Annotated in this window: 19 protein-coding genes; 13 read left to right on the top strand and 6 right to left on the bottom strand. The window is 42.7% G+C overall.

The features are described from left to right. The first annotated feature begins 90 nt into the window (after window positions 1-90). Genes AB4Z17_RS11735 through AB4Z17_RS11725 form a run of 3 tightly spaced genes read left to right on the top strand, consistent with a single transcriptional unit; the run spans window position 91 to window position 905 of the window. Window positions 91-345: a hypothetical protein gene (locus AB4Z17_RS11735; RefSeq protein WP_441959887.1), complete on the top strand. Its 255-nt coding sequence runs from the start codon at window positions 91-93 to the stop codon at window positions 343-345. Window positions 346-376: 31 nt separating this feature from the next. Then, entirely contained in the window at window positions 377-622 is a 246-nt protein-coding gene (locus AB4Z17_RS11730; protein WP_441959885.1) for a hypothetical protein, read from the top strand. A gap of 40 nt (window positions 623-662) precedes the next feature. After that, window positions 663-905: a hypothetical protein gene (locus AB4Z17_RS11725; protein ID WP_441959883.1), complete on the top strand. Its 243-nt coding sequence runs from the start codon at window positions 663-665 to the stop codon at window positions 903-905. Between the two features lie 77 nt (window positions 906-982). On the opposite strand, the gene AB4Z17_RS11720 is transcribed toward AB4Z17_RS11725, so the two are convergent. The 3 genes from AB4Z17_RS11720 to AB4Z17_RS11710 form a co-directional block, all read right to left on the bottom strand. Continuing rightward, complete coding sequence (locus tag AB4Z17_RS11720) at window positions 983-1,162, bottom strand: H-type small acid-soluble spore protein (protein WP_441959929.1); 180 nt, start codon at window positions 1,160-1,162, stop codon at window positions 983-985. 337 nt (window positions 1,163-1,499) lie between these two features. Next, a complete protein-coding gene (locus tag AB4Z17_RS11715; protein ID WP_441959881.1) occupies window positions 1,500-2,018 on the bottom strand; it encodes a DUF3231 family protein in 519 nt (172 codons plus the stop codon). 203 nt (window positions 2,019-2,221) lie between these two features. Beyond that, on the bottom strand, window positions 2,222-2,545 hold the full coding sequence (locus AB4Z17_RS11710) for a WGxxGxxG family protein (protein ID WP_441959879.1): 324 nt from the start codon (window positions 2,543-2,545) through the stop codon (window positions 2,222-2,224). Between the two features lie 239 nt (window positions 2,546-2,784). Here AB4Z17_RS11710 and AB4Z17_RS11705 point away from each other — a divergent pair, with 239 nt between their 5' ends. From AB4Z17_RS11705 to AB4Z17_RS11660, 10 genes are all read left to right on the top strand, one after another. After that, the gene (locus AB4Z17_RS11705) at window positions 2,785-3,030 is read left to right on the top strand and encodes a DNA-entry nuclease (RefSeq protein ID WP_441959877.1); all 246 of its coding nucleotides are present in this window, start codon (window positions 2,785-2,787) and stop codon (window positions 3,028-3,030) included. A gap of 9 nt (window positions 3,031-3,039) precedes the next feature. Continuing rightward, window positions 3,040-3,663, top strand: coding sequence for a hypothetical protein (locus tag AB4Z17_RS11700; protein WP_441959875.1), 624 nt, complete (start codon window positions 3,040-3,042; stop codon window positions 3,661-3,663). A gap of 39 nt (window positions 3,664-3,702) precedes the next feature. Next, window positions 3,703-4,032: a hypothetical protein gene (locus AB4Z17_RS11695; protein WP_441959874.1), complete on the top strand. Its 330-nt coding sequence runs from the start codon at window positions 3,703-3,705 to the stop codon at window positions 4,030-4,032. Window positions 4,033-4,167: 135 nt separating this feature from the next. Next, complete coding sequence (locus AB4Z17_RS11690) at window positions 4,168-4,578, top strand: hypothetical protein (RefSeq protein ID WP_441959872.1); 411 nt, start codon at window positions 4,168-4,170, stop codon at window positions 4,576-4,578. A 43-nt stretch (window positions 4,579-4,621) separates the two neighbouring features. Beyond that, window positions 4,622-5,314, top strand: a complete 693-nt coding sequence (locus AB4Z17_RS11685; protein ID WP_441959870.1) for a putative metallopeptidase — start codon at window positions 4,622-4,624, stop codon at window positions 5,312-5,314. Between the two features lie 187 nt (window positions 5,315-5,501). Beyond that, window positions 5,502-6,095 (top strand): sigma factor-like helix-turn-helix DNA-binding protein, encoded by a 594-nt coding sequence (locus AB4Z17_RS11680; RefSeq protein ID WP_441959868.1) that lies wholly within the window; start codon window positions 5,502-5,504, stop codon window positions 6,093-6,095. A gap of 65 nt (window positions 6,096-6,160) precedes the next feature. Continuing rightward, window positions 6,161-6,346 carry a helix-turn-helix domain-containing protein gene (locus tag AB4Z17_RS11675; RefSeq protein WP_441959866.1) on the top strand — a complete coding sequence of 62 codons (186 nt, stop codon included), beginning with the start codon at window positions 6,161-6,163 and terminating at the stop codon, window positions 6,344-6,346. Window positions 6,347-6,578: 232 nt separating this feature from the next. After that, a complete protein-coding gene (locus tag AB4Z17_RS11670; protein ID WP_006040330.1) occupies window positions 6,579-6,803 on the top strand; it encodes a helix-turn-helix domain-containing protein in 225 nt (74 codons plus the stop codon). Between the two features lie 177 nt (window positions 6,804-6,980). Further along, the gene (locus tag AB4Z17_RS11665) at window positions 6,981-8,570 is read left to right on the top strand and encodes a sensor domain-containing diguanylate cyclase (RefSeq protein ID WP_441959865.1); all 1,590 of its coding nucleotides are present in this window, start codon (window positions 6,981-6,983) and stop codon (window positions 8,568-8,570) included. Between the two features lie 62 nt (window positions 8,571-8,632). Further along, window positions 8,633-9,943 (top strand): GHKL domain-containing protein, encoded by a 1,311-nt coding sequence (locus tag AB4Z17_RS11660; protein WP_441909222.1) that lies wholly within the window; start codon window positions 8,633-8,635, stop codon window positions 9,941-9,943. Window positions 9,944-9,997: 54 nt separating this feature from the next. Here AB4Z17_RS11660 and ptsP read toward each other — a convergent pair whose 3' ends face one another. Genes ptsP through nagE form a run of 3 tightly spaced genes read right to left on the bottom strand, consistent with a single transcriptional unit; the run spans window position 9,998 to window position 13,486 of the window. Continuing rightward, window positions 9,998-11,728: a phosphoenolpyruvate--protein phosphotransferase gene (gene ptsP / locus AB4Z17_RS11655; RefSeq protein WP_441959863.1), complete on the bottom strand. Its 1,731-nt coding sequence runs from the start codon at window positions 11,726-11,728 to the stop codon at window positions 9,998-10,000. A gap of 3 nt (window positions 11,729-11,731) precedes the next feature. Then, complete coding sequence (locus tag AB4Z17_RS11650) at window positions 11,732-12,007, bottom strand: HPr family phosphocarrier protein (protein ID WP_076270216.1); 276 nt, start codon at window positions 12,005-12,007, stop codon at window positions 11,732-11,734. A 27-nt stretch (window positions 12,008-12,034) separates the two neighbouring features. Beyond that, window positions 12,035-13,486: an N-acetylglucosamine-specific PTS transporter subunit IIBC gene (nagE, locus tag AB4Z17_RS11645; protein WP_441959862.1), complete on the bottom strand. Its 1,452-nt coding sequence runs from the start codon at window positions 13,484-13,486 to the stop codon at window positions 12,035-12,037. Window positions 13,487-13,508 lie beyond the last annotated feature (22 nt).

Genomic DNA, 13,508 nt, shown 5'->3' with positions numbered 1-13,508 from the left:
GATACAACAGTTTTTATAAGTGAGTGAGTACCATCTTTATATGGTACCGTGAAGAAAAAGTTTGAATATTGAAGATCATGGAGGGATGAAATGAAGTTAATAAAGTTAGAAAAACAGGAGCAATTCGATGCAATGAAGAAGGGTGACATTGTTATCGTTAGATGGCGTCCAGGCTCTCTTGAATACAAAAAGGGCAATGAAATCAGTCATTATTCAATGGTTGAAATTAATCGCTCCAACGAAATTATTCTTCAAAAGCGCGGGAATGTTTATTTCATCATTCATCTTTATTTAGAAGATAACTCACAAGCAGCAGAAGCGTATCTCGTTTCGCACGCTGGCTGAATACGGAAGAACATGAGGGAGGAAACAAGGGATGATTAAACGATATTATAACGGGGTAACTTGTTCGTTTGTTGAAGCAGTCAAGTTCAACGGAAACTTTGATGAAATTGAAAAATTTGTTGGCGGTGACGCAGATTTTAGAAATGGTGGTATTGTAGTCGCTACTTTAGACGGACCGCTTTTCGCAAAAAACGGAGACTATATTATCAAAGACCCTAATAATAAATTTTCAGCATGTCCAGCATTGGATTTTATTAATAGATACAACCAACAGTAACGGACAAGTTTGAATACACAAATACATGGGAGGGTTAAACGTGAGCATTGAAAAGAAATTAAAGAAGCTTTGCGGAACTAGTACGGAGGTTAAAATCGTTAAGATCGAAATGTCAGAAAAGACAGTCGAGGTGCTGGTTCCATATGAAGTTGGCTCTATTGAAATTGAACTTGAAGGAGATAATGAAGGGGAAATGCTAGAATCCTTCGTTGAAGGTGTAAATCGCCAATTGGAACGGATGGTCAACCATCTGAATGACTGTAAACTAATGGACATCGACTGAATATTGAGAAACTTAAGAGGGAAAATGTTCATGTGAAAACAAATGAAAAAGTCGTCCCTATGAGAGACGACAATTATCTATTCCTCACTTAAGTTGTGTAAAGGTACAGTGAGTTCTTTCTCTGGATCATCAAGTGGGAAGATCCTTGCCATTTCAGTTATTTCGTCAATGTCTTGTATATATATTTTTAATCCTTCATAGGTCACGTTAGCCATGTTGGGTGAATCAACGATCTCTTGCGCTCTTTGAATGTTAATGTTGAACAACCTCCACATTTGTTATGACAACATTTTATTATTACACAAATATCAATAATTATTCTTATTTTTAGGACTATCGGTCCTTAATGATGGCACAAATGTAACATATATATTTCCTTCCTTTTATTTGCTTCAAGTTTTCACAATGTATGCATTTCATGGCGTAGCTCACCTCCGAGTGATATTATGCCCGATGGTCGTTAAGGAATATACAGGAAAGTTGATCATTACGAAATAGCAAGCTTGTTACATTAAGCTCTTTGAAGGGGAAATTTGTAATTACATGAGTAGGATTAAAAAAACCTGCCCAATGGGCAGGTTGGGCAACTTATTTTTATGCGTTAACAGTCTCTGGTCGTTTAACTTGAAGTGGAGGAGGTATAAGCCAACCTTTTTCTTTGCTCAGTTCAAGTATTTTAACGCCAAGTGCTGTTTTAGTAAGATGATATTTCGCAAATAAAGCTCCAATATCTTCTCTAATAGACTGACCCATAACTTGGCTACAAGCAACTAGTCCAAGTGATGTGTCAGCGGCAATTATAGCGGCAATTTCAGGATCAGAGAATCTTGCGCCTACAGGGATGTCTTCGAGTTTAACAGGGGGTCTCTCAGGCATCATAGGTGCGGAAGCAATTCCGTTATCAGTAAGCAATGTATCACATTCTTTAATTTCCATCTTTGCTTGATCAATGAGAGCATCCAGTACTTTTTTTAAGTCTTTGTCTCCAGCGTGGTTTAAGTATGCTTGGTAACAGGATACAGCGCCTTTTGCTACAGTCGAAGCCTGCCAAACACTAAATATTTCACCGTAGTGCATTGGTTCATCCTTTGGATTACCGCTTAAAATTCCCATTTGATTTGCTCCTTTTGATTCAATAATTTTTTGAACTGACTTAATATGCTTAACTACACAGAAATAATACGAGTAAGGGTGAAATTCACAAAAATAATTGATAACACTTCGAATTGGCGGAAAAATGAAGGAAGCTATTTTGCGCTCAAATGAACCCCCCCAATAAATGCAGGGGTTCATGAAAAACGATTCTCTATTCTTGCTTAAGTACGTTCCCGATCTCGGCTTCTTAATCCGATTAAGCCCGTTAAGCCAAGCAAACCAAGCCAGCCCCAATTATTTCTTCTATCGTCTGTTGTTGCATTTGTCCGATAGTTGTTTGCATTGATACCCGTGTTATTTGCTCCATAGCCATCTCCATAGCCATTCATTTGATTAGTGGTTGTGTTGTTTGTTCCATAACTGTTCATGCGATTGTTATCAGTAGTCATCTTATCTACTTGATTTGAATGTTCCGCGAAGGCAGGGATACACAGTGCGGATGATAGGATTGTAAAGGCAAATAGCAACGAGTAAATTTTTTTCATAATCACTAATTCTCCTTGTGTTCAAATTTTTTACGTTTATAAGTTGCCCTTACTATAAAAAAATATTCTGTTTTTATGTATCTTAATGAATAAAAAAAGCCCCCCCTAGATGATTAGGAGGGTTTGATGGCTTTAGATATGGTTGTCAAATATTCTATGTGATGAATTAAATAATGTGATCATGATTAATGAAAATAGGTGTTTTTACTGAATAAGCAAATACATGGGAGGGATGATGTTTGGAAGCTGAAATTCAATATGATAGCCTCGGCCGGATGAAATACCATCCCGATTTTCACCCAAAGCACGGCCAACCTTTTTCAGAAGAAGAACTCTGCTACCTTGCGAAATATTACAAAGTAGATGGCCGCTTGTCTGTTTCTCTTGCGCTTGATCGTCCAGAAGGATCGATTCAAAAGAAATACTTGTCTCTCAAAAGCAATGGCATGCTTGAGCAATACAGCAAACTCGAATACTACAATTGAGGTGATGACATGCTGCTACTTGTTAGTGGAGCTACCAAAACCGTGCAGAGAGTTTCGGGAGACTCGGACAATATCGGCGGACTGCTCACGCCGCGAGCTGGCAACCTACTTTACTATTCCGCGAGCGGTATTCCTTGGGCAGCGGACAATGATTGTTTTAATGGATTCGATGAACAACGATTCGTCGGTATGCTTGAGCGCATGCGAGATTCAAAACCAATATTTGTGACCGCGCCAGATGCCGTGGGTGATGCGCCAGGCACGTTGGATATGTTCGGGCGGTGGGAGCCGGTTATTCACTCATATGGGTTTCCCGTAGCCTATGTCCTTCAAGACGGTCAAGAGAAGCTTTGCATGCCTTGGGGCAAGATCGATGCAGTATTTATCGGGGGATCAACGGAGTACAAGTTGGGTCCAGAAATCAGGTGGTTAGTGCGAGAGGCAAAGTGGCGAGGGAAATGGGTACACATGGGCAGAGTCAATAGCTTGCAGCGGTTGTCGTATGCGAGGGACATTGGCTGCGACAGCGTGGATGGTACGGGCTATAGTCGGTTCCCGGATACAAACATCCCGGAGGCCCTGAGTTTTCTGAAACATGAGCAGTTAGCGTTGCAAATAGACGAGGCCATATGAACATTGGCTGAATATTGAGATGTATGGGAGGGACAGACATTGGATTATGCCAAGCTTACAAATGATTTTAGAGAAGCTAATCAAATAGCCTGCGAAGCTGTCAAGGATTCGGACGATGGTGGTACATGCAATTTAGATAGTTGCTTCCTACAAGTTCCTAGAGCACGAGAAACGAAAGTGCTTGAAGCGATCAAAGCAGCTGGTCTATATTGCAGAGCTAAGACACAGTGGGGCTGGATCGGCAATGGTTACATGATTAAACCAACGAATGATGGTCAAGGGGACAAGCGTTCAAAGGCCGTCGAGGTAATGTCCAAAGAGCTCAAGCAACGTGGTTGGGACGTAACAACCTATTATCAGATGGATTAAATAAAATGAGAAAACAGCCATTTCTGGTGAGCTAGCGGCTAACTACTGTCTAAAAACCGAACATATGTGCTGGAATTTCTAATGGAGGAGATAGGATATGCGTGATCTGAAGCACTTGCTGGAGGTGAGCAAAACATGATCAAGTTAACGGAGTTGCAAATGACAATTATGAATGTTATTGCCAAGCATGATGGGATAAAGTACGGCGACATTATGGAGAAGTCAGGTGTCACGCTCAACAACGGCACTGGTACGATTCAAGCACTCTTAAACAAGCAATTGGTTGTTCGCGAAGGCAAACCGAGAAAGTACCTTTATCGCAGTACAGGCATTCTTTATGAGGCGCGTCCGGATAGCGATGAGGAAAATAACGAGCGAATTAAGCGAGCAGATCCTTTTCTTACGAAATCTGCATTATACCGTTTTACTGATGATCAATTAATTTTTCTGAAAAATAACAGCAATCTATCTCGCAGTAAATTGGCTCAAAAGCTCGGTATCAGCAAACTAGAGTTAAACTTCGCATTGGACTTAAAACGCAAGTAATCGTTGAAGTTATTCCAAAACTATTCTGAGGAGAGATATAGATATGGCAAAGAAAGCGAAGACGGAAAAGTTTCATACGGAAGCGGAGTCCACAGTATACGATCTGCTGCAGGAAGTGGTTGAAAAGCATCATGATCATTTTGAAGAGCCACGCTTCCTGATCCTATTTAAACACGGCGGTTGGGCATCGAAAGGGCGGACAGTTTTTGCAAAATTCAAGGTCCTCGCCGACGACTTGCGCCGTACGCTGAAGAAGGAAGCAATCCTATACCTTAACTGCGATGTTTGGCGCAAAATGAGCGAGCCGCAGAAACGCTATTTTCTGGATGAGGCATTGTACGGCCTCGACTTCAAGACCAACGCTCAAGGCGATACGTTGATGCATGCGGATGGCTATCCGCTATTGAAGTCGGTACCTCCAGACGTGGAAGCATACATCGACGTTATCCGCCGACACGGCGCCATTGCAGAAGATGTGAAAAGGCTCATGAAGGGGCTGCAAGATGTCAGCCAAATGAGCATTGAGGATGTCAAGGAAGAGCCTCCGGCACCGCCGCATGACGGGTTAAAGGTTGTTGTTGGAGCTAATGGAGTTGTTGAAACCGTTGAAGATAAAAACCAGCTCACGCTCGAAGAAGCTGCTGCGGCTGCTGAAGCTGCAAATGATCCGATGAATGCCATCAAAACTGACGACGATAACAAAGCTGGCTCGCATGAAGATGACGATCTCGTATGAAGAATTTAAATGACATGTCGGTTAGACGGTTTTGGGGCTTGGCTGTGCTTTTTCTCTTAGTGTTTTGGTCGGGAGTATTACTGCTTATAAACACATTAATTAAATAACATATAGCCCCGGTTCGTCCGGGGTGATCCCACAAAGGGGCGTGACGTAAGTGGGCGAAGCAACGGATACATTGAGTAAGGTGGACGATCGAGGATTTTTGATTGATCTCCAAGACCTTAAAAAATCATACAGAGCCACGCTGCGCATGCTTACAGCGCGAAGGCGGGAAATTGAAGAGTTTATTGAACACGATAGCGGCATGACGATGGAGCAGATAGGCGAGAAAAAGCATCGGGACGTTTACAAGCAATGGAGATCAACAAATGATGGGCTTTGGAACGAGATACAGGATCTCAAGGAAATGATATCGGATGTGAACTTTACAATCGAATGGCTCCACACTGGCCGGCAGCCTGGCACAAAACGTGGAGTCGATCGAAGAAGTGTATATCAAAATACCGTGCTGCTCGATCCGATGATAATGGCAAACTTCTCGAATGCTTATAACAGCCGTAGTGGTTCCACTATTTCAGAAGAGGAGCGCCATAAGCTAGAGGAAGTATTGGGAATTCTCAGCCCACAAGAGCGAGAATGTTTTGTCTTATCTTTTGGACAATGCTACAGCCATTCGGATATTGCGACAGCGCTGGCGATAAGCAAAGGCGCGGTTGACAAGTATGTGCAGCGCGCACACGCCAAGGTATCGGCAGGTTGGCAGGGGACTTTGTTTTAAATTATGTGATAGTTAATGGTATCGGACAATGTCGAAGTGGAATATAAAATATCAGAGGTGATTAAATGGAATCGAAAATAGAAGATCTCCCCGACATTCTCGAAGTAGATGATATTCGCTCTTATTTAGGAATAAGCAAAACAGCTGCATACAATTTAGTTAAGTCAGGAGAGTTTCATGTTGTGAAAGTGGGTCGTATTTTCAGAATCCCCAAGAAGTCATTCCAAACATGGTTACAAGGAAATGATTGAATATTTATAAATCGAGCAGCTTAAGCCTAATAGCTAAGCTGCTTTTTTTTTTTCGTGCGTTGATGCAATTTGATGCAAAATTTGATGCAAATCAAGGTGTGATTTAGTAGGATTGGATAGTAATGAGTGGGAATGGAGAGAAAGTGGAAGAGCTTTAAAAGATTGATATCATTGGGATTCGTCGCATTTAATAGTATTTAATTGGACTATAAGAGAGTGGCGGTGACAGCCATTGAAGGGTAGCGACCATAAGAGCAAGTTTTTATTGACGCATCGTGAACGCGAGGTATTCGAGCTGTTAGTACAGGACAAGACAACAAGAGATATTGCACAACAACTATTCATCAGCGAGAAGACCGTCCGCAACCATATTTCTAATGTCATGCAAAAGCTGAACGTAAAAGGTCGTTCACAAGCGGTTGTCGAGCTAATCAAGCTTGGTGAATTACAAATCTAACATAGCAACCTAATCGGACGGCACTGTGACAAGGTGCTGTCTTATTTTTTTAAATCGATTAATGGGCAATTATTGAAATTGATTATCTAATTATGGAAAATAAACCAGCAAAGAAAGAGGTATTTGTCGAATCCCGTCGAATAATGAGTAATATCATAAATCAAAGAAGGTATCGCTGTGTCGCTTTTACAAGTAAAACAAGCTATCCAAAAGAGAAAAGTGAGCCTGACGACGCTAATGATTGGTTTAGTCTCTGTTTCGGTTTTACTCATGTTAACCATTTTGCTTATTGCATCCTACCAGTCCAAGAAACAAGCGTTGTATGAAACAACACTTACACTTAATCTTTCAACCGCATCTAAAATGAGCATGACAATGGATTCATTATTTGAGTCGATGCGAAGCAGTCTTAAAAACGCGGCAGACTTTTATTCTTTGAATAGTGATATGAAGCAATCAGATTCCGGAAAATATCTTGATCTCATTCGCAATAGCAGCAACTATTTTAATTCGATTGTCGTAGTTGATGAGAATGGTGTCATGCGTACACTGTCCCCTTCGTCGATCGGGAAGGCAGGCGTGCCTATTAAAACAGCTCCTGCGAAGGAAGCATTGGCCTCACGAAAGCCATATTTGTCAAAGCCTTATACGAGCGCGACAACAAAAAATCTCATGGTGTTTATTAGTGAGCCTTTGTTTGATCAAAAGGGTGTATACCGGGGCTATATCGGTGGAAGCCTCTATTTGCAACAAAATAACGTTCTAAATATGATATTCGGTAATGATAACCTAGACCATAACGGTTCCTATTTCTATGTAGTGGGTTCAGATGGCCACTTGATGTACGATCCTGATAAAAGTCAGATTGGAAAGGATAGTACCTCGAATATGATCGTTCAGAAGTTGATTAAGGGGCAGAGTGGACAAGAGCTCGCCGTAGATGAAGATGGTGTAAAATGGCTTGCCGGTTACTCCTACGTCCCAGAGAATCAATGGGGGGTCGTTGTGCTTTCACCAATAAGCATAGTGAAGGAGCAGTTGAGCAATCATATACAAGCGATCCTATCATACACGCTCGTACCCTTTATTCTTTTGATGCTCGTGACGACCTTTCTTGCCCGCCGATTGGCTAAACCTTTTGTAACACTTGCGAATATCGTCAGCAAAATGGGGAAAGAAGAAGTTCCCATACCCGCCATGAAGCATCATTGGAACAGAGAAGCCGATTTATTAACGAGCACGGTCATACTTGCTATGAACGGTATTAAAACGGAAACCGATCGGTTGACACAAGCGGCTATGACGGATCCTTTGACTGGATTAAATAATAGAAGAACGTTAGAAACGATTATGAAAAAATGGATAGAAGAAAAGAAACCTTACTCCATTGTCGTCCTGGATATTGATCGCTTTAAAACCATTAATGATACATATGGGCATCAGGAAGGTGACAGAGTGCTTCAACATTTGGCTGACATTGTCAGGTTTTCTGTAACACCTGATGACCTTTGCAGCCGTTATGGAGGGGAAGAGTTCGTTGTCCTGCTGCCGAATACCGCGCCGCATGTTGCCTTTGAAACTGCTGAGCGGATTCGTACAAGGATGGCGAGCAGCGAAAATCATCTCAAGCAGATGGTTACCGTTTCGCTTGGCGTAGCTCAGTTTCCTTCCCATGCACAAACAGCAGATGAATTATTTTCACTTGCAGATCAAGCTCTCTATAAGGCCAAGCACGCTGGAAGAAACCAGACGGTAATGGCTGACTAGTACGCTGCCTCTGAAATTTCTGATTATTATCAATTATTGATGTACTGAAAAGGATTAAGCTAATGAAACCAGACCTAGTGTATACAAAAAAAAGAATGATTTATTTTATCGTTTTATCCATTGCAATCATAAGTATGCTTGTTGGACTTAAACTCATCTCCACCTATCACAATACAACGAAGTCAGCGGAGATCACACTGGCGAAGCAGTATACGGAAATCGCTACGGATGCAGCAAATGGTATAGATAAAGTTGCTTATAAGCAATTTCTACTAACGAAAACGGATGATGAGAATCGTAAAAAAATAAAGCTGTATTTGGAGGAGTATCGGAAACGTATAAATGCGCTCTATATTTATATTCTGCTTTTAGATGATACCGATGTTTCCAAAGTAATGGTTAACGCATTTCCGCCTCATATAAAAGATATACCGATTGGTTTTCCTTGTACCGTTCCTTCTAATCAAGTGGAGATGGCTAAAAAAGGGTTGAAATATTCCACAGGAGTGTTACATGATAGGATAAGCGAATCCTATATGTCCGTCGGGGTTCCTTTCTTTGATGAGGATGGTACGGTGCTTGGTGTTGTGGGGATCGATATCGCTGCGAAGGATTTAGGCCATGTGGGCAAGTATGTTGTCCAAAATAATATGTTTATTTTCGGAGTGGATGTCCTGTTTGCTTTATTGCTGCTCGCTGGTGTATATGTGCTTAACAAATGGTACAAAGCCAGGCTTCATCAGGACATGCGTGAATCTGAGAAGGTATACATTTCCGAGTTGGGCAAAATTGTAGAGACCATCAAATCAAGTCGTCATGATCTCATGAATCATCTCCAGGTGTTGAATGGATTAATGGACATCCGAAGGTATGATAAGGCACATGATTATTTAAAACAGCTAACCGAGGAATCCAAAACGCTAAACCTATCGCTGCATATTAAAAATCCGATTTTAATGGTGCTGTTCCAGAGCAAGAGGGAGCTGGCGCATTCGAAAAATATAATCATCAGCTTCGCTACAGATTATGATGCATTCGATAAAATAGAGTCGATGGACTTAGTCAAATTATTTTCTAATTTGTTGGATAATGCGATTGAAGCGGTGGAATCAAATGCTGGGTATATAACGCAGGAGATTCAAGTGCAATGTAAAGTGGAACATGGAAAGTATATATTTATAATCGAGAATCCAGCCGTGCTTACGGATGAGGAGCAGAAGAGCTTCTTCCAATATGGTTTCACTACGAAAGCAAAAGGTTCTGTTTTACGAGGAAACGGTCTCTCTATAGTAAGGAGAACGGTGGAGAAATATAAGGGTGAGCTTAAATTTCAATATGAAGAAGGCAAGGTTCGTATTCAAATCCGAATCTAAATAAATAGAGGCTGTACCGCATTCTGATGCAGTACAGCCTCTTTTGCAGAAATTTTATTTTAATCCAGAAACATGCTGCTCCACATAGGCTTTAACCTCTTCAGCTGAGCTTAGTGCCAGAACGGCCTGCGCTATCATCTTCATTTCCTGCTGAGATAGATTTGCTAGCAAAGCGCGAGCAGGAAGTATTGCACTTGCGCTCATACTAAACTCATCTAAACCTAGACCGAGCAGGATCGGCAGTGCAAGCTTCGAGCCCGCCATTTCACCGCACATCCCCACCCATTTGCCATGAGCATGAGCGGCTGTAATAACACGATTAATGAGCTGTAAAATAGCTGGATGAAGCGGATCGTTTAGATAGGAAAGCTTAGGATTCATACGATCTGCAGCAAATGTGTACTGAACTAAATCGTTTGTTCCGATACTGAAGAAATCAACTTCCTTGGCGAATAAATCCGCTAGCAGAGCCGCTGCTGGAATTTCGATCATGATGCCGGCTTCGATCCCAGAGTTAAAGGGAATGCCTGCTTCGGTCAGTTCCTGCTTTGTTTCTTCCAGCATAGCTTTAGCTTGGCGCCATTCACCCAGTGTAGCAATCATAGGGAACATAATTTTTAAGTTGCCGTATGCGCTGGCCCGCAAAATCGCCCGAAGTTGTGTCTTGAACATATCCGGTCGATCCAAGCAGATACGAATGGCACGATAACCAAGGAAAGGGTTGTCTTCCTTAGGCAGGTTGAGGTATGCAATTTCCTTGTCTCCGCCAATATCTATCGTTCGAATGACGATAGGMGCATCGTTTCCAAACGCTTCTGCTGCTTTGCGATAAGCTTCAAACTGTGTATCCTCGGAGGGCAGCCCAGCTGCGTCCATATATAGAAACTCGGTACGAAAGAGTCCGATGCCTTCAGCTCCTGCCGCAGCGGCAAGCTCTGCATCCTTAACTAAGCCGATATTTGCTACAAGTTCAACCTGTACGCCATCGCTGCTTACGGAAGGCTGATTCATAAAGGTTTGATAAAATTGCTTGCTCTCAAGCTGCTGCTTCTGCAATTGTGAATAGCGAGTTAATGTTTCATTATCCGGGTCCACGTAAATATGCCCATCTGTCCCGTCAATGATGACGGTTTGGCCGTTTTTCACTGCCAGCTCCATGGAGCTGCCGATTCCGACAATGGCAGGAATGCCGATAGACCTTGCAATAATGGCAGAGTGGGAAGTACGTCCGCCTGCTTGCGTTGCGAAGCCAATCACTTTGCTTGGATCGAGCTGAGCCGTATCCGAAGGTGTTAAATCTTCTGCAAACAAAATGATAGAACCTGATTCATCATTCAAGGATGTTGATGAAATGCCTTGCAGCTTGTTCAATACGCGCCGACTTACGTCACGAATATCGGCTGCTCTTTCCTTCAAGTAGGGATCATCCAGCCCGCCAATCATTTCAGCAATCTCTTCAGAGGTGCTCAAAAAGGCAAATTCAACATTAATCCGTTCGGATCTGACGATCTCTTTCGAGCGGTCGATGAGCTCTTCATCCTCGAGCAGCATCAGATGCGCTTCAAATATTTCTGCCTCATGCTCTTTGCTCTGAGCAATCAGCTTGGCATGGATGGCTTCAAGCTCTATATGTGTTGAAGCAATTGCAGCTTCAAAACGTTTAATTTCATCGTCCAATTGATTGTCTTCTATGTGAACCTTCTCGATCTGGAGAGGTTTTGTAGACAATACTTTAGCTACGCCAATCGCATATCCAGGAGATGCGGCAATTCCTTGAAGCATCATCTCTTATTGCCCCTTTTCTGCATGCGCCTCAATAGAGACAAGAATCTCTCCAATAGCAGCTACAACAGCCTCAGCATGCTCACCCTCAGCAGAAACGGCAATGCTGTCTCCAAGTTTTGCCCCAACAGAAATGACATGAACGAGGCTTTTGGCATTGAAGCTTTTGCCATCCTTCTCTAGTGTAACTGTTCCTGTGAATGCCTTTGCGGCTTCAACGATTTTACGTGCTGGTCTTGCATGTATGCCAAATGGATTTTGTATAACAAAGCTGTTTTTCATCGTTTTTCACTCCTATTATGGTTGTTGCTACATTATTTTTTTGATTTCGTCTTTCAACTGCTCGGACTGCGTGCCGAATATAACTTGCACGGCGCCTTTGCCTAAACGGATAATGCCTGCTGCGCCCATGCCCTTGAGCTGTGTATCATTGACAATCGATTCATCCTTCACGACTAAGCGAAGACGTGTAATACAAGCATCTAGACCGACGATATTTGAAGATCCGCCGAGCGCATGCAGCACATTTTCAGCTTTACTGCCAGATTCGGCTGCAGTCTTTTCTTTGTTATCGGCGTTGTCCTCGGCCGTCTCATCTTCGCGACCTGGCGTCTTAATATTGAATTTGACGATGATAAAGCGAAATAAGAAATAATACACGACGGCAAAGGCAAGGCCTACTGGAATAATGAGCAGCGGATTCGTCGCGAGCTGATAATTGATCGCATAATCGATAAAACCAGCTGAGAAGCCAAACCCATGCCTAACCTCCAGCTGATAAAGGATGAAGCCGGATAACCCCGTTAAGATGGCATGAATGACAAATAGAAACGGCGCTGCGAACATAAAAGCAAATTCAAGCGGTTCTGTGATCCCTGTCAGGAATGAAGCGAATGCCGTACCAATAAATATGGAAGCAACGAGTTTGCGCTTCTCCTTGCGAGCTGTGTGGATAATCGCAAGCGCGCCTGCTGGCAGTGCAAACATCATAATCGGGAAGAAGCCAGTCATAAACATGCCCGCTGTTTTGTCTCCAGCGAAAAAGCGATACAAGTCACCGTGCACTACTTTGCCTGTTGCATCTGTATAGTCACCGATTTGGAACCAAGCGATGGAATTAATAACATGATGCAAGCCGGTAGGAATAAGCAGTCGGTTGGCTGTAAGAAAAACAAAGGAGCCGATTCCGCCAAAACCAACGACCCAGCGGCCAAAAGTATCCAGCGCCATTTGAACAGGACCCCAGACAAGACCGAGCAAGAGAGCAACGATAACCATAACGAGCGAGGTTATGATAGGGACAAATCGTTTGCCGCTGAAGAAGCCAAGCCAATCGGGCAGCTTGATCGTATGAAATCTTTTATATAAGTACGCTGAGATCAAACCAGCAATAATACCGCCAAGGACGCCCATGTTGAGTTCAACATCTTTTCCAACAATGTTGGTAAAGACGAGCGGCACTTTAATTTGAACGGTTACAAGAACTTGGTACGCAATAACGGCAGCCAGTGCGGCAACTGCATCACCAGCAAGTCCGATGGCAACACCGACGGCAAATATGAGCGGTAAGTTATCGAAAATTGCGGCGCCGCCAGCAGCAAGAAACGGTGCGATGTATTGATTAATAAACTCTCCTGCGCTGCCCATGTGAAAGTCTTTCACATAGTCAATATTACCAAAACGAAGCAAGATGGAAGCCGCTGGAAGAGCGGCGACTGGAAGCATTAATGCTTTACCTATTTTTTGTAGGAAGGCCAGCATAGTTATTCGTCCTCTTTTCTAA

The sequence above is a fragment of the Paenibacillus sp. TAF43_2 genome (assembly GCF_052113545.1).
Classification (GTDB): Bacteria; Bacillota; Bacilli; order Paenibacillales; family Paenibacillaceae; genus Pristimantibacillus.
Note: the sequence above shows the minus strand (reverse complement) of the source record. Positions and strands in the feature narration are given on the sequence as shown.

Coding starts and splice junctions, on each gene's coding strand:
- AB4Z17_RS11735 (WP_441959887.1), top strand. CDS start 91: ATGAAGTTAATAAAGTTAGAAAAACAGGAGCAATTCGATGCAATGAAG.
- AB4Z17_RS11730 (WP_441959885.1), top strand. CDS start 377: ATGATTAAACGATATTATAACGGGGTAACTTGTTCGTTTGTTGAAGCA.
- AB4Z17_RS11715 (WP_441959881.1), bottom strand. CDS start 2,018: ATGGGAATTTTAAGCGGTAATCCAAAGGATGAACCAATGCACTACGGT.
- AB4Z17_RS11710 (WP_441959879.1), bottom strand. CDS start 2,545: ATGAAAAAAATTTACTCGTTGCTATTTGCCTTTACAATCCTATCATCC.
- AB4Z17_RS11700 (WP_441959875.1), top strand. CDS start 3,040: ATGCTGCTACTTGTTAGTGGAGCTACCAAAACCGTGCAGAGAGTTTCG.
- AB4Z17_RS11690 (WP_441959872.1), top strand. CDS start 4,168: ATGATCAAGTTAACGGAGTTGCAAATGACAATTATGAATGTTATTGCC.
- AB4Z17_RS11685 (WP_441959870.1), top strand. CDS start 4,622: ATGGCAAAGAAAGCGAAGACGGAAAAGTTTCATACGGAAGCGGAGTCC.
- AB4Z17_RS11675 (WP_441959866.1), top strand. CDS start 6,161: ATGGAATCGAAAATAGAAGATCTCCCCGACATTCTCGAAGTAGATGAT.
- AB4Z17_RS11660 (WP_441909222.1), top strand. CDS start 8,633: ATGAAACCAGACCTAGTGTATACAAAAAAAAGAATGATTTATTTTATC.
- AB4Z17_RS11650 (WP_076270216.1), bottom strand. CDS start 12,007: ATGAAAAACAGCTTTGTTATACAAAATCCATTTGGCATACATGCAAGA.
- nagE (WP_441959862.1), bottom strand. CDS start 13,486: ATGCTGGCCTTCCTACAAAAAATAGGTAAAGCATTAATGCTTCCAGTC.